This is a genomic window from Pseudomonas sp. 22082 (assembly GCF_052046055.1).
GTDB classification, from domain to species: Bacteria; Pseudomonadota; Gammaproteobacteria; order Pseudomonadales; family Pseudomonadaceae; genus Aquipseudomonas; species Aquipseudomonas pharyngis.
Genome location: NZ_JBQEQB010000010.1, coordinates 167707 through 180951, shown reverse-complemented (window position 1 = coordinate 180951; position 13245 = coordinate 167707). Strand labels below are relative to the sequence as shown.

Genomic DNA, 13245 nt, shown 5'->3' with positions numbered 1-13245 from the left:
GCCCGTCGCGTCTTACAGAAGAATCGTTTCGCTCATGGATTTCAAACAGCTCTGGCTCAACGCCCAAGACCTCTGGGGTGCCCTCGATCAGCACCCGCTCCTGCACGCCGGCCTGGCGCTGCTCCTGTTGTTGGTGATCGCGCTGGTCCTCGGACGAGTGGCGCGCTACCTCATCCTGCATGCCAGCCGCATGCTCGGTCGCCAGCCCGCGTTGCACTGGATCAACGACTTTCGCCATAACAAGGTGTTTCAGCGTCTGGCGCAGATGACGCCATCGCTGGTGATCCAGTTCGGCCTGCACCTGGTGCCGGAACTGAGCAAGACCGCCACGGTGTTCCTCGGCAACGTGGCCCTGGCGTTCACCATTCTGTTCCTGCTGCTGTCGGTCAGCGCCCTGCTCAACGCACTGCTGGACATCTACGCCCGCACCGAACACGCCCGCACCCGCTCGATCAAGGGTTATGTGCAACTGGCGAAAATGGTGCTGTACGTGTTCGGCGCGATCATCATCGTCGCCACCCTGATCGACCGTTCGCCGCTGTTGCTGCTGTCGGGTCTGGGTGCGATGTCGGCGGTGATTCTGTTGGTCTACAAGGACACCCTGCTGTCGTTCGTCGCCAGCGTGCAACTGACCAGCAACGACATGCTGCGGGTCGGCGACTGGATCGAAATGCCGCAGGTCGGCGCCGATGGCGATGTGGTCGACATCACCCTGCACACGGTCAAGGTGCAGAATTTCGACAAGACCATCGTCTCGATCCCGACCTGGCGCCTGATGTCCGAATCGTTCAGAAACTGGCGCGGCATGCAGCAGTCCGGCGGGCGGCGGATCAAGCGCAGCCTGTTCATCGACGCCAGCGGTGTGCGGTTCATCCGCGATGACGAAGAAGAAAAACTGTCCCAGGTGCACCTGCTGACCGCCTACATGGGCCGCAAGAAAGCCGAGCTCAAGGCCTGGAACGAGGCGCAGGGCAACGTCGCGGCGATGTCGGCCAACCGCCGGCGCATGACCAACATCGGCACGTTCCGCGCCTATGCCTTGGCTTACTTGAAGAGTCACCCGGAGATCCAGCCGAACATGACCTGCATGGTCCGCCAGATGCAGACCACCGCCCAGGGCATCCCGCTGGAAATCTACTGCTTTACCACCACCACGGTGTGGGCCGATTACGAGCGGATCCAGGGGGATATTTTCGATTACCTGCTGGCGGTGCTGCCGGAGTTCGGGTTGAGCCTGTATCAGCAGCCGAGCGGCGGGGATCTGCGTTCCGGAATATTGCCGGCAGTCCTTGGCGCGAGCCATATTCCGGAAGCCGAAAAACATCTGATGTAACGCTTTCTTCAAACGCAAAAAAAAGACGCAACCCCGGTTGCGTCTTTTTTTGTCCCGCCGATTTATCAGGCCTGCCGCTGCGGCGCCTTGTGCACCATGGTGTAGGCGTAATCGACGCCCATGCCGTACGCGCCGCTGTGTTCCAGCACCAGGTCCATCACTGCCTGATACGTGTCTTTGTGCGCCCAGTCACGCTGGTACTCGAGCAGCACTTGCTGCCAGGTCACCGGTACTGCGCCGGCCTGAATCATCCGCTGTACCGACATGTCGTGGGCTTCTTTGGTGGTGCCGCCGGACGCGTCGGTGACGATGTACACCTCGTAGCCTTCAGCCAGGGCTTCCAGGGCCGGGAAGGTCAGGCAAACCTCGGTCCACAGCGCGGCGATGATCAGTTTCTTGCGGCCGGTGGCCTTCACAGCGTCAACCAGCGCCTTGTCTTCCCAGGAGTTCATCGAGGTGCGCTCGATCGGTTTCTGCTCAGGGTGTACTGCCAGCAATTCCGGCCAGATGTAGCCGCTGAAGCTTTCGGTTTCGACCGAGGTGTAAATGGTCGGCACGTTGAAGATCTTGGCAGCCTTGGCCAGGCCAACGGTGTTGTTCTTCAGGGTCTGACGGTCGATCGACTGTACGCCGAAAGCCATTTGCGGCTGGTGGTCGATCAGGATCAGGGCGGAGTTGGTTGGGTTCAGCAGTTCACGGATAGACATGGCGCGTTCCTTTTGATGTCGATTCAAAGTTTCGATTAGGTATTGGTGAGTCGAGGCGTTTTGCCGTCTGCGGCGTTGTTGTCTCGGCTTGGATGTCACTTTAGGGGCTAGCCTATAAAGGGACAATTCCCTAAAATCGAGAATCATTGATTCTAAAATAGGGACAATCATGGATCGCATCGAATGCATGCGCGCGTTCGTGGTGACGGTCGGCGAAAACGGCTTTGCAGCCGCCGCCCGGGCCATGGACGTGCCCCGCTCGAAAGTCAGCAAACAGATTCAGGCGTTGGAAGAAGCCATCGGTGTGCAGCTGCTGCAACGCACCACCCGCAGCCTGCACCTGACCGAAGCCGGTGCCGAATATTTCGAAGCGGCGCGGGAAGTGATTGCGGCACTGGACGAGGCCGAGCAGCGAGCGCGGGACGGGGTGGGCGAATTGCGCGGGGTGTTGCGGGTCAACGCACCGATGTCGTTCGGCCTGCGACGGCTGGGCAAGCTGATTCCGCTGTTCCACGAGCAGCACCCGAACATCGAGCTGCAACTGGTGCTCAGCGACCAGCAGGTCGATCCGGTGCGCGGCGGGTTCGACGTGACCATCCGCATCGCCAGCCTGCCCGACTCGACCATGATCGCCCGGCAACTGGCGCCGGCCCCACGAATCATGGTCGCCTCCCCCGCTTACCTCGAACGCGCGGGCACGCCGCAATCCCCGCAGGATCTGCGCTCACATCAATGCTTGAACTACGGCTATCTGCAGAGCGGTGTCAGCCTGCAACTGTGCAACGGCAAGGAGACCCAGCGCGTCAACGTGACCGGGCCGCTGCACGCCAACAACGGCGACCTGCTGGCGCAAGCGGCCGAGGCCGGCATGGGCATTGCGCTGCTGCCGGACTTCATCGTCGAAGAGGCATTGGCGGCCGGGCGGCTGGTGCCGGTGCTGTGCGAATGGCAAGCCCCGGCGATCACCATCAACGCGGTGTATTCGTCGGCGCGACGGGTGCCGCAGAAGACCCGGGCGTTTATCGAGTTTCTGGTGGGGCAACTGGCGCCGGCTTGCGAATCCCCAACCGGCTGATCCACACCGCCGCCAGAATCACGCTGCCACCGAGGAACAACCGCCCGAGCTCTTCATGCTGATTCCAGATCAGCAGGTTCAGCAGCAGCCCCACCGGCACGTGCAGGTTGTTCATCACCGCCAGGGTGCCGCCGTTGACCAGGCAGGCGCCCTTGTTCCACCAGTACAAACCGAGTGCGGTGGAGACCAGACCAAGGAACACCAGCACGCCCCATTGCAGCGGCGCTTCGGGCAGGAAGTTGGATTTACCGAACAGCAGGAACGCCGGCAACGCCACTGCCAGCGCGCCGAGGTAGAAGAAACCGAAGCGCCGGTAGTGCGGCAGATCGCTCGGGTGTTTCGCCACCAGATGTTTGTACAGCACCTGCCCGGCGGCGTAGGTGAAGTTGGCCAGTTGCAGCAGCAAAAAGCCCATGAAGAAGTCCGGGTTGATCCGGTCATAGCGAATCACCGCCGCGCCTGCGACCGCCACCAGTGCGGCGATCAGCGCCCACGGATTGAAGCGTCGGTTGAGCGCATCTTCGATCAGCGTCACATGCAACGGCGTGAGGATGGTGAACAGCAGCACTTCCGGCACTGTCAGCACGCGGAAGCTCAAATACAGGCAGACGTAGGTCACGCCGAACTGCAACGCGCCGATCAGCAGCATGCCGCGCATGAACGCCGGTTCCACCGAACGCCAGCGGGTCAGCGGGATAAACACCAGCCCGGCCAGCACGACCCGCACCAGCACCGCGAAGTAGCTGTCGACATGACCGGCCAGGTATTCGCCGATCAGACTGAAGGAAAACGCCTGGATCAGCGTGACAAAAAGTAGATAGCCCATGCTCGCCTCGATTTCGAATGGCGGCGACGATAGCGTTTTTTGTCAGCCATCGCTAAATCCCGGGCAAAAAAAAGCCCGATCTCGCTAAAGCGTTCAATCGGGCTACAGCACTCAGGAGCAACAAGTGCAAAGGGAGGTTCGATGCGCGTAGAGCCTTGAAGGGGTTGCGCCAGGTCACTAGAACAATCGGCGATTATCTGGCGATTAACATATCAAGCGACCTGGGACAGTTTGGCGTTGGCCTGGTTGAGGCCTTTCTCCTGGAAGTCGCCGCCCAGGTTCATGCCTTCGGCGTGGATGAAGGTCACGTCGTTAATGCCGATGAAGCCCATCACCTGACGCAGGTACGGTTCCTGATGATCCGCCGGGCCGCCGGCGTAGATCCCGCCGCGAGCGGTCAGCACGTAGGCACGTTTGCCGTTGAGCAGACCTTGCGGGCCGGTTTCGGTGTACTTGAAAGTCACGCCGGCACGCAGTACGTGGTCGAGCCAGGCTTTCAGGGTGCTCGGGATGGCGAAGTTGTACATCGGCGCGGCCATCACCAGCACGTCGGCAGCCAGCAATTCATCGGTCAATTCGTTGGAACGGTCCAGCGAGGCCTGCTCGCTGTCGTTGCGCTGCTCGGCGGATTTCATCCAGCCGCCCAGCAGGTTGATGTCCAGGTGCGGCACCGGATTCACGGCGAGGTCACGTACGGTGATCTGATCGGCCGGATGCGCCGCTTTCCACTGACTGATGAAGGTCTGGGTCAGTTGACGGGAAACCGAGTCTTGCTGGCGGGCGCTGCTTTCGATGATCAGAACGCGGGACATGTTGTGTAGCCTCCATCCGAGAATGTTGTAAGTCGATGGAGTGAAGGTTAAACAGTGTCGTATCGATGAAAAAGCGCAAATAATTGCTGCAAAGCATCGAAAAATTCGTTTAGATGCAAGCCTTAGCCTGTGGAAGCCCGCTCCCACAGGCCCGTGACGCTATTTCGGGGTGCAACTCAGCTTGATGCGCAGCTTGATGATGGTCCGGGTGAACTTGGCCGTGGCGTTTTTATGCTTGCCCGCGGCCACTTCGATGTTGCGGGTGCGCGGCGCTTCCGGGCCGTTGGTGAATACCACCTTGCAGGTTGCGTCGACGTCGCCGTAGTTGTTGACCTGGATGGAGCCGATGTCGTTATCGGTGTCGAACGCGTTGTAGTCGATCTTCAGGCCGTTGAGATCTTTCTCCACATCGATCGGGTACGCGAACGCAGTCAGCGGAAGCAGCGCCAGCAACACACAACAGAATTTTTTCATTCGGCAGTCTCCATGAGGGACCGCCAGCTTAGGACAAGAGGAGCTATTGATGAAAGCGCCCCGCGTGACCCTTGATCAATGGCGAACGTTGCAGGCCGTGGTCGACCACGGCGGATTCGCCCAGGCCGCCGAGGCCCTGCACCGCTCGCAATCGTCGGTGAGCTACACCGTCGCCCGCATGCAGGATCAGCTCGGCGTGCCGCTGTTGCGCATCGACGGCCGCAAGGCTGTGCTGACCGAAGCCGGCGGCGTGTTGCTGCGCCGCTCGCGACAACTGGTGAAACAGGCCAGTCAACTGGAAGACCTCGCCCATCACATGGAGCAGGGCTGGGAAGCCGAAGTGCGGCTGGTGGTGGACGCCGCCTACCCCAGCGCCCGTATCGTGCGCGCGTTGACCGCGTTCATGCCGCAGAGCCGTGGCTGCCGGGTGCGTCTGCGTGAGGAAGTACTGTCGGGCGTCGAAGAAGTGCTGCTCGAAGGCGTGGCCGATCTGGCCATCACCGGGCTGAGCATTCCCGGTTACCTTGGCGCGGAATTGAGTGATGTCGAATTTGTCGCCGTCGCCCATCCTGATCATGCGCTGCATCGGCTCAACCGCGAGCTGAGCTTTCAGGACCTGGAAACCCAGATGCAAGTGGTCATCCGCGACTCCGGCCGCCAGCAACCTCGGGACGTCGGCTGGCTCGGCGCCGAGCAGCGCTGGACCGTCGGCAGTCTCGCCACGGCTGCGACGTTCGTCAGCAGTGGCCTGGGATTCGCCTGGCTTCCACGCCACATGATCGAGCGGGAGCTAAAAGACGGCTCACTCAAGCTGCTACCGTTGGACAGAGGCGGCAACCGCAACTCCAGTTTCTATCTCTATTCGAACAAGGACAAACCCTTGGGCCCAGCCACGCAAATCCTCATCGAACTGCTGCGCACCTTCGACACCCTGCCGCTGGACGCACCGTTCGCCGCCCCCGAACAAGCCTGACACGGAGTTCACCGATGGCGTATTTCGAGCATGAAGGTTGCAACCTGCACTACGAGGAATATGGCCACGGCGATCCGTTGCTGCTGGTTCACGGTCTGGGCTCCAGCACCCTGGACTGGGAAATGCAGATTCCCGCCCTGGCTGCGCACTACCGGGTGATCGTCCCGGACGTGCGCGGTCACGGCCGCTCCGACAAGCCCCGCGAGCGCTACAGCATCGCCGGCTTCAGCGCTGACATCGTCGCCCTGATCGAGCATTTGAAACTCGGCCCGGTGCACTACGCCGGGCTGTCCATGGGCGGCATGATCGGCTTTCAGCTCGCCGTCGATCAGCCGCGGATGCTCAAGAGCCTGACCATCGTCAACAGCGCGCCCGAGGTCAAGGTGCGCAGCCGCGACGATTACTGGCAGTGGTTCAAGCGCTGGAGCCTGATGCGTGTGCTCAGCCTCGCCACCATCGGCAAGGCCCTTGGCGCCAAGCTGTTCCCCAAACCGGAGCAAGCCGATTTGCGTCAGAAGATGGCAGAGCGCTGGGCAAAAAACGACAAACGTGCTTATCTCGCCAGCTTCGATGCGATTGTTGGCTGGGGGGTCCAGGAACGACTTTCCCGGGTCACCTGTCCAACCCTCGTCGTCAGCGCCGACCGGGACTACACCCCCGTTTCGTTGAAAGAAACCTATGTCAGACTGCTGCCCGATGCGCGGCTGGTGGTGATCGCCGATTCGCGCCACGCCACCCCGCTCGATCAGCCCGAACGCTTCAATCAAACGCTGCTGGAGTTCCTCGCCACAGCCGATAATCACCCTCAGGATCACTGACCCATGCTGAAAAAACTCGCCCTCGCCGCCGGCACCGTGCTGTTCGCCGCCAACCTGATGGCTGCCACGCCGGCAAAAGCGCCGCACGTGCTGCTGGACACCACCAACGGCCAGATCGAAATCGAGCTGGACCCGGTCAAGGCGCCGATCAGTACCAAGAATTTCCTCGAGTACGTCGACAGCGGCTTTTACAACAACACGATTTTTCACCGCGTGATCCCGGGTTTCATGGCCCAGGGCGGCGGCTTCACCCAGCAGATGCAACAAAAAGACACCAAGGCGCCGATCAAGAACGAAGCCAGCAACGGTCTGCATAACGTTCGTGGCACCCTGTCGATGGCACGTACTTCCAACCCGGATTCGGCCACCAGCCAGTTCTTCATCAACGTCGCCGACAACGCCTTCCTCGATCCGGGCCGTGACGCCGGTTACGCGGTGTTCGCCAAAGTGGTCAAGGGCATGGACGTGGTCGACATCATCGTCAACTCCCAGACCACCACCAAACAGGGCATGCAAAACGTGCCGGTCGACCCTGTGATCATCAAGTCGGCCAAGCGCATCGACTAAGCTATACAGGGCATATCGAGCGGCGCTGACCTGATGTCACGCCGCTCACACTGATAAAAGGAGAGCCCGTGCTCCGGGCGGTTATCTGATGCTCTATCGCCGTTTCGAACAACTGATCGACATATTCCGCGACGCCCCGACGGCGTCTCCGCCGGACCGCGTTCTGCCCTTCTATACCTATTACCTGAAGCAGGTCTGGCCGAGTTTCGTCGCCCTGCTGATCGTCGGCCTGTTCGGCGCGTTGATCGAAGTGGCCCTGTTCAGCTACCTGAGCCGCATCATCGACCTCGCCCAGGGCACGCCGAACGTCGACTTCTTCAAGGTGCACGGCGTCGAACTGGCGTGGATGGCGGTGGTAGCGTTACTGCTGCGCCCGCTGTTCCTGGCGCTGCACGACATGCTGGTGCACCAGACCCTGAGCCCGAGCATGACCAGCCTGATCCGCTGGCAGAACCACAGTTACGTGCTCAAGCAGAGCCTGAATTTCTTCCAGAACGACTTCGCCGGGCGCATTGCCCAGCGCATCATGCAGACCGGCAACTCGCTGCGCGATTCCGCCGTGCAAGCGGTGGATGCGCTGTGGCACGTGCTGATCTACGCGATCAGTTCGCTGGTGCTGTTCGCCGAGGCCGACTGGCGTCTGATGATCCCGCTGCTGACGTGGATCGCCGCCTACATCGGCGCGCTCTATTACTTCGTGCCACGGGTCAAGGACCGCTCGGTGGAAGCCTCCGACGCGCGCTCGAAACTGATGGGCCGGATCGTCGACGGCTACACCAACATCGCCACCCTGAAGCTGTTCGCCCACACCAACTTCGAACAGCACTACGCCCGCGAGGCGATTCAGGAACAGACCGAAAAAGCCCAGTTGGCCGGTCGCGTGGTCACCAGCATGGACGTGGTCATTACCACCATGAACGGCCTGCTGATCGTCGGCACCACCGCGCTGGCGCTGTGGCTGTGGACGCAATCGCTGATCAGCGTCGGCGCGATCGCCCTGGCAACCGGCCTGGTGATCCGCATCGTCAACATGTCCGGCTGGATCATGTGGGTGGTCACCGGCATCTTCGAAAACATCGGCATGGTCCAGGATGGTCTGCAGACCATCTCGCAACCGGTCAGCGTCACCGACCGGGAGCAGGCCAAACCGCTGGCCGTGGCCCGTGGCGAAGTGCGTTTCGAGCACGTCGATTTTCACTACGGCAAGAAGAAAGGCATCATCGGCGACCTCAACCTGACCATCAAACCCGGCGAGAAGATCGGTCTGATCGGCCCGTCCGGCGCCGGCAAGTCGACCCTGGTCAACCTGCTGTTGCGCCTGTACGACGTCGAGGGTGGGCGGATCCTGATCGACGGCCAGGACATCGCCGAAGTCGGCCAGGAAAGCCTGCGTGCGCGGATCGGCATGATCACCCAGGACACCTCGCTGCTGCACCGCTCGATCCGCGACAACTTGCTGTACGGCAAGCCCGACGCCACCGACGCCGAGCTCTGGGAAGCGGTGCGCAAGGCCCGCGCCGATGAGTTCATTCCGCTGCTGTCGGACGCCGAAGGACGCACCGGATTCGACGCCCATGTCGGCGAACGCGGGGTGAAACTGTCCGGCGGTCAGCGTCAGCGGATCGCCATTGCGCGGGTGCTGCTCAAGGACGCGCCGATCCTGATCATGGACGAAGCGACCTCGGCGCTGGACTCTGAAGTGGAAGCGGCGATTCAGGAAAGCCTGGAAACCCTGATGCAGGGCAAGACCGTGATCGCCATCGCCCACCGCCTCTCGACCATTGCCCGGATGGACCGGCTAGTGGTGCTGGAGAACGGCAAGATCGCCGAAAGCGGCAACCATGCCGAACTGCTGGCCCATGGCGGGTTGTATGCGCGGTTGTGGGCGCACCAGACCGGAGGGTTTGTCGGCATCGATTGAACCGCGCTTCTGATCGTTCCCACGCGGAGCGTGGGAATGATCAATGTGAGATAAAACCGCCACAGCCCTTTAACTACGGGCTCTGGCGGTTTTTTATCGCCTGCTGGAAATTCGCATGAACCCTGCTGTACTGACCCAAGGCTCCGGAACGGAACCTGTCGTAAATCTGCAAGGAAGCACCACTCGATCCAGTCTCGATAGTACGTCTATCAAGGACACTCTCATGTCTCTGTTCAAACGTTCAGTCACTGAGTTGTTGGGTACGTTCTGGTTAGTGTTGGGCGGTTGCGGCAGTGCCGTAATTGCCGCGTCTTCACCCTTGGGAATCGGCGTGCTGGGGGTCGCCCTGGCGTTTGGTCTGACGGTGCTGACGATGGCGTTTGCCATAGGCCACATCAGCGGCTGTCACCTCAACCCGGCCGTGTCGGTCGGTCTGGTCGTCGGCGGTCGGTTCCCGGCCAAGGAACTGCCTGCCTACGTCATCGCCCAGGTGATCGGCGGGATTCTGGCAGCGGCACTGCTCTACCACATCGCTAGCGGCAAGGAAGGATTCGACATCGCCGCGGGCCTGGCCTCCAACGGTTATGGCGAACACTCGCCGGGCAAATATTCGATGGCCGCCGGCTTCGTCACCGAGCTGGTGATGACCGCCATGTTCGTGGTGATCATCCTCGGCGCCACCGACAAACGCGCTCCGGCGGGACTGGCACCGATCGCCATTGGCCTGGCCCTGACGCTGATCCACCTGATCTCGATTCCGGTGACCAACACCTCGGTCAACCCGGCCCGCAGCACCGGCCCGGCGCTGATGGTCGGCGGCTGGGCCATCGCACAGTTGTGGATGTTCTGGGTCGCGCCGTTGCTGGGTGCGGTGGTCGGCGGCGTGCTCTATCGCTGGCTGGGCAAGGAAGACAGCTGAGGGAGTCGGCGAGGATCAGACTTGCCGATAAGGCAAGGCGCTCCTCGCCTCTTCCGCATAAGCCAGTACACCGGCGCGCTCCTGGTGCAGGAAGTCTTTGACCGCGGCTTTCAAACCGGGATGACGCAGGTAATGCCAGGAATGGGTGATCACCGGTTCGAAGCCGCGAATCAGCTTGTGCTCGCCCTGGGCACCGGCATCGAAACGCTGAATGCCCTGGGCAATCGCATAATCCATCCCCTGATAGAAACAGGTCTCGAAGTGCAGCCGGTCGAACTCGGCCAGGCATCCCCAATAACGCCCGTAAAAGCTGTCGCCGCCCACCAGGCTGAACGCCATCGCCACCGGCCGTGAGCCCTGCCGGGCCAGTACCACGCGAATCGATTCCGGCATGCGCTCGGCCAGCAGGCTGAAGAATTCCCGGGTCAGATACGGCGCCTGCCGACGCACCGCGTATGTATTGGCGTAACAGGCATAGACGAAATCCCACTGCGCCTCGTCCAGTTCGCGGCCTTCCAGCCATTCGAACTCGAAGCCCTGTCCCGCCACTTGTTCGCGCTCCTTGCGCATCTGCTTGCGCTTGCGTGAGGCGAGCACGTCGAGGAAGTCCTGAAAGTCGCGGTAGCCGCGATTCTGCCAGTGGTACTGACAGCCGATGCGTTGCAGCCAGCCCGGCTGCTCGGCCATGGCGGCATCAGTGAACGCGTCGGTGAAGTTGATGTGAGCACTGGAGAGCTCTTCGATTTCCAGATACCCCGGCAGGCTCTTGAGCAGTTCAAATCCATCTTCGACATTCGCTGCCAACAACCGTGGGCCGCTGACCGGGCTGAACGGCACGGCGCTGAGGAACTTGGGGTAGTAATCGATGCCGGCCCGGGCGCAGGCATCGGCCCAGCCGTGATCGAACACGTATTCCCCGTAGGAGTGCCACTTGCGATAACCGGGCAACGCGGCGATCACGCGCCCCGCTTCGACGTGCAGCAAATGCTCCGCTTGCCAGCCGGTGTGCGGGCCGACGCTGCCGCTGTCCTCCAGCGAAGCCAGGAAAGCGTGGCGCAGAAACGGCTGGTTTTGCGGGACCAGAACATCCCAGTCGGACGCTGAAATTTCCGACAGTTTATGCAGACGTTGCAGCGGCATTTTCCTCTCCACTTTCGGGCGTGAACGCCCGGCGAGTATCGCTGATCGGCGGGGCGTTGCCCACGTCCGATTACGCGACAGCGCTCTAAATCAATAGTTCACGGCAGTTTTGTATCGTCATCAACCTGCCATCATCGTGCCACTGCTCTGTCATAAACCATCGCGATACTGGCGCCTGTTTTTAGAGCGCCGGGTTCTACCCCGGACACTGTTTTCCGACCGTCAAACCGTCGGTTGTGCCCAGGATGGTTCAGCCATCCCCTTTTCATCTTCGGAGATTGCTATGCGTCTTGCTTCCACGAAAACTGCGGCGGCCCTGTGCGGTGGCTTGTTGCTGGCCATGAGTGTTCCGGCCAGTGCCGCAGTCGACGCCAAACTGCTCGACATGCTCAAGGCTAACGGTTCTATTTCCCAGGCGCAGTACGTTGAACTGCAAACTGAACTGGCCAAGGATCAGAAGGCCCAGCAGATCGCGCAACAAGCGCAGCAAGAGACCAACGAGCAAATCGCGGCGACCGCGAAGAAAACCAACGAGCTCACCAGTTTCGACCAGAAACTGGCCTGGGCCGCCAAGACCCAGTTCAAGGGTGACGTGCGTATCCGTCAGGAAACCATCAAGATCGACGGCGAGCCGAACAACGGCGGCCGCGACAAGGATCGCCAGCGCATCCGTGCCCGTCTGGGTGCGTACACCGAGATCAACCCGCAAGTCGACACCGGCATCCGTATCGCCACCGGCGGTGGCGACGACGCCCGTTCGACCAACCAGGACCAGGACAACTACTTCGACAAGAAGCAGATCTGGCTCGACCTGGGCTACATCGACTACCACCCGGACCAGATCAAGAACCTGCACATCATCGGCGGCAAGATGCTGCAACCGTGGGTGAGCATGGGCGACGTGATCTGGGACAGCGACATCAACCCGGAAGGTCTGGCCGTTACCTACAAGTATCCATTGGGCAGCAGCGTCGAACTGTTCGGCAGCCTGGGTAACTACAACCTCAAGGACAACGTCGATGGCGACGGCGTGCAGTTCCGTCACGACCTGCGCCTGACCGCCGGCCAATTGGGCAGCCGCTTCGCCATCACCGACAACCTGAAACTGACCCTGGGCGGCAGCGTCTACGCCTACCAGAACGACGAAGACAGCCGTTGCACCGGCACCTCCACGCCGTGCGCCCTGGCCGTCAACGGCAACTCGGCCGACAACGAATTCCGTCTGTACGAAGGCTTCAGCCAGGTCGACATCGGCGGCCTGCCAATGCCGCTGTCGTTCTACGGTCAGTACGTGAAGAACAACGATGCAGTGACCGATCAGGACACCGCGTGGCTGGTAGGTGCCAAGTCGAAGGTCTTCGGCCTGAACCTCGACTACAACTATCGTGACGTGCAGCGTAACGCTGTGGTCGGCGCCTTCACCGATTCGGACTTCGCCAACGGCACCACCGGTTCCCGTGGCCACAAGTTCAAGGTCGGCTACGACATCGACAAAAACTTCGCCATTGGTGCGACTTACTTCCTGACCAAGGCCGACTTCTCCAGCCGTACCCAGCGTGATGCAGACACCAACACCCTGCAGCTGGACGCGGAAGCGAAGTTCTAAGCAACCCGGCAACAGACTTCAAACGATGGGTTTACATCCGGTTCCATCGTTTGAAGAGGCTTCAACAGACTGGC

At 61.1% G+C, this 13245-nt stretch carries 13 protein-coding genes; 8 read left to right on the top strand and 5 right to left on the bottom strand.

The genetic code is table 11. The annotated features are described in order from the left end of the window. The first annotated feature begins 34 nt into the window (after positions 1 to 34). Positions 35 to 1333, top strand: coding sequence for a mechanosensitive ion channel family protein (locus ACTJK9_RS14385; protein WP_440814489.1), 1299 nt, complete (start codon positions 35 to 37; stop codon positions 1331 to 1333). 65 nt (positions 1334 to 1398) lie between these two features. On the opposite strand, the gene ACTJK9_RS14380 is transcribed toward ACTJK9_RS14385, so the two are convergent. After that, positions 1399 to 2040, bottom strand: a complete 642-nt coding sequence (locus ACTJK9_RS14380; protein WP_007956548.1) for a hydrolase — start codon at positions 2038 to 2040, stop codon at positions 1399 to 1401. A 169-nt stretch (positions 2041 to 2209) separates the two neighbouring features. Here ACTJK9_RS14380 and ACTJK9_RS14375 point away from each other — a divergent pair, with 169 nt between their 5' ends. Next, entirely contained in the window at positions 2210 to 3115 is a 906-nt protein-coding gene (locus ACTJK9_RS14375) for a LysR family transcriptional regulator (protein WP_007956547.1), read from the top strand. Here ACTJK9_RS14375 and ACTJK9_RS14370 read toward each other — a convergent pair. From ACTJK9_RS14370 to ACTJK9_RS14360, 3 genes are all read right to left on the bottom strand, one after another. Continuing rightward, positions 3060 to 3941, bottom strand: a complete 882-nt coding sequence (locus ACTJK9_RS14370) for a carboxylate/amino acid/amine transporter (protein WP_085611579.1) — start codon at positions 3939 to 3941, stop codon at positions 3060 to 3062. The two genes, ACTJK9_RS14375 and ACTJK9_RS14370, sit on opposite strands and share 56 nt — an antisense overlap. A 212-nt stretch (positions 3942 to 4153) precedes the next feature. After that, entirely contained in the window at positions 4154 to 4753 is a 600-nt protein-coding gene (locus tag ACTJK9_RS14365; RefSeq protein ID WP_221398942.1) for an FMN-dependent NADH-azoreductase, read from the bottom strand. A 159-nt stretch (positions 4754 to 4912) separates the two neighbouring features. Further along, the gene (locus ACTJK9_RS14360; RefSeq protein ID WP_011332961.1) at positions 4913 to 5227 is read right to left on the bottom strand and encodes a hypothetical protein; all 315 of its coding nucleotides are present in this window, start codon (positions 5225 to 5227) and stop codon (positions 4913 to 4915) included. Between the two features lie 49 nt (positions 5228 to 5276). Between ACTJK9_RS14360 and ACTJK9_RS14355 the strand changes: the two genes are divergently transcribed. The 5 genes from ACTJK9_RS14355 to aqpZ all read left to right on the top strand — a co-directional run bounded on the left by ACTJK9_RS14355 (position 5277) and on the right by aqpZ (position 10425). Then, positions 5277 to 6200: a LysR family transcriptional regulator gene (locus ACTJK9_RS14355; RefSeq protein ID WP_011332960.1), complete on the top strand. Its 924-nt coding sequence runs from the start codon at positions 5277 to 5279 to the stop codon at positions 6198 to 6200. 14 nt (positions 6201 to 6214) lie between these two features. Then, positions 6215 to 7018, top strand: a complete 804-nt coding sequence (locus tag ACTJK9_RS14350; RefSeq protein ID WP_440814485.1) for an alpha/beta fold hydrolase — start codon at positions 6215 to 6217, stop codon at positions 7016 to 7018. Positions 7019 to 7021: 3 nt separating this feature from the next. After that, positions 7022 to 7585, top strand: a complete 564-nt coding sequence (locus ACTJK9_RS14345) for a peptidylprolyl isomerase A (RefSeq protein WP_011332958.1) — start codon at positions 7022 to 7024, stop codon at positions 7583 to 7585. A gap of 88 nt (positions 7586 to 7673) precedes the next feature. Continuing rightward, positions 7674 to 9506 carry an ABC transporter ATP-binding protein gene (locus ACTJK9_RS14340; RefSeq protein WP_085611581.1) on the top strand — a complete coding sequence of 611 codons (1833 nt, stop codon included), beginning with the start codon at positions 7674 to 7676 and terminating at the stop codon, positions 9504 to 9506. Positions 9507 to 9729: 223 nt separating this feature from the next. Further along, positions 9730 to 10425 (top strand): aquaporin Z, encoded by a 696-nt coding sequence (gene aqpZ, locus ACTJK9_RS14335; RefSeq protein ID WP_039772593.1) that lies wholly within the window; start codon positions 9730 to 9732, stop codon positions 10423 to 10425. 15 nt (positions 10426 to 10440) lie between these two features. Here the strand turns inward: aqpZ and ACTJK9_RS14330 are convergent, their stop codons facing one another. Continuing rightward, positions 10441 to 11565, bottom strand: a complete 1125-nt coding sequence (locus ACTJK9_RS14330) for a GNAT family N-acetyltransferase (RefSeq protein ID WP_440814482.1) — start codon at positions 11563 to 11565, stop codon at positions 10441 to 10443. Between the two features lie 283 nt (positions 11566 to 11848). On the opposite strand from ACTJK9_RS14330, the gene ACTJK9_RS14325 reads away from it, so the two are divergent. Continuing rightward, complete coding sequence (locus ACTJK9_RS14325) at positions 11849 to 13171, top strand: putative porin (protein ID WP_085611584.1); 1323 nt, start codon at positions 11849 to 11851, stop codon at positions 13169 to 13171. Positions 13172 to 13245: the final 74 nt, after the last annotated feature.

Coding starts and splice junctions, on each gene's coding strand:
- ACTJK9_RS14385 (WP_440814489.1), top strand. CDS start 35: ATGGATTTCAAACAGCTCTGGCTCAACGCCCAAGACCTCTGGGGTGCC.
- ACTJK9_RS14380 (WP_007956548.1), bottom strand. CDS start 2,040: ATGTCTATCCGTGAACTGCTGAACCCAACCAACTCCGCCCTGATCCTG.
- ACTJK9_RS14375 (WP_007956547.1), top strand. CDS start 2,210: ATGGATCGCATCGAATGCATGCGCGCGTTCGTGGTGACGGTCGGCGAA.
- ACTJK9_RS14370 (WP_085611579.1), bottom strand. CDS start 3,941: ATGGGCTATCTACTTTTTGTCACGCTGATCCAGGCGTTTTCCTTCAGT.
- ACTJK9_RS14365 (WP_221398942.1), bottom strand. CDS start 4,753: ATGTCCCGCGTTCTGATCATCGAAAGCAGCGCCCGCCAGCAAGACTCG.
- ACTJK9_RS14360 (WP_011332961.1), bottom strand. CDS start 5,227: ATGAAAAAATTCTGTTGTGTGTTGCTGGCGCTGCTTCCGCTGACTGCG.
- ACTJK9_RS14355 (WP_011332960.1), top strand. CDS start 5,277: ATGAAAGCGCCCCGCGTGACCCTTGATCAATGGCGAACGTTGCAGGCC.
- ACTJK9_RS14350 (WP_440814485.1), top strand. CDS start 6,215: ATGGCGTATTTCGAGCATGAAGGTTGCAACCTGCACTACGAGGAATAT.
- ACTJK9_RS14345 (WP_011332958.1), top strand. CDS start 7,022: ATGCTGAAAAAACTCGCCCTCGCCGCCGGCACCGTGCTGTTCGCCGCC.
- ACTJK9_RS14340 (WP_085611581.1), top strand. CDS start 7,674: ATGCTCTATCGCCGTTTCGAACAACTGATCGACATATTCCGCGACGCC.
- aqpZ (WP_039772593.1), top strand. CDS start 9,730: ATGTCTCTGTTCAAACGTTCAGTCACTGAGTTGTTGGGTACGTTCTGG.
- ACTJK9_RS14330 (WP_440814482.1), bottom strand. CDS start 11,565: ATGCCGCTGCAACGTCTGCATAAACTGTCGGAAATTTCAGCGTCCGAC.
- ACTJK9_RS14325 (WP_085611584.1), top strand. CDS start 11,849: ATGCGTCTTGCTTCCACGAAAACTGCGGCGGCCCTGTGCGGTGGCTTG.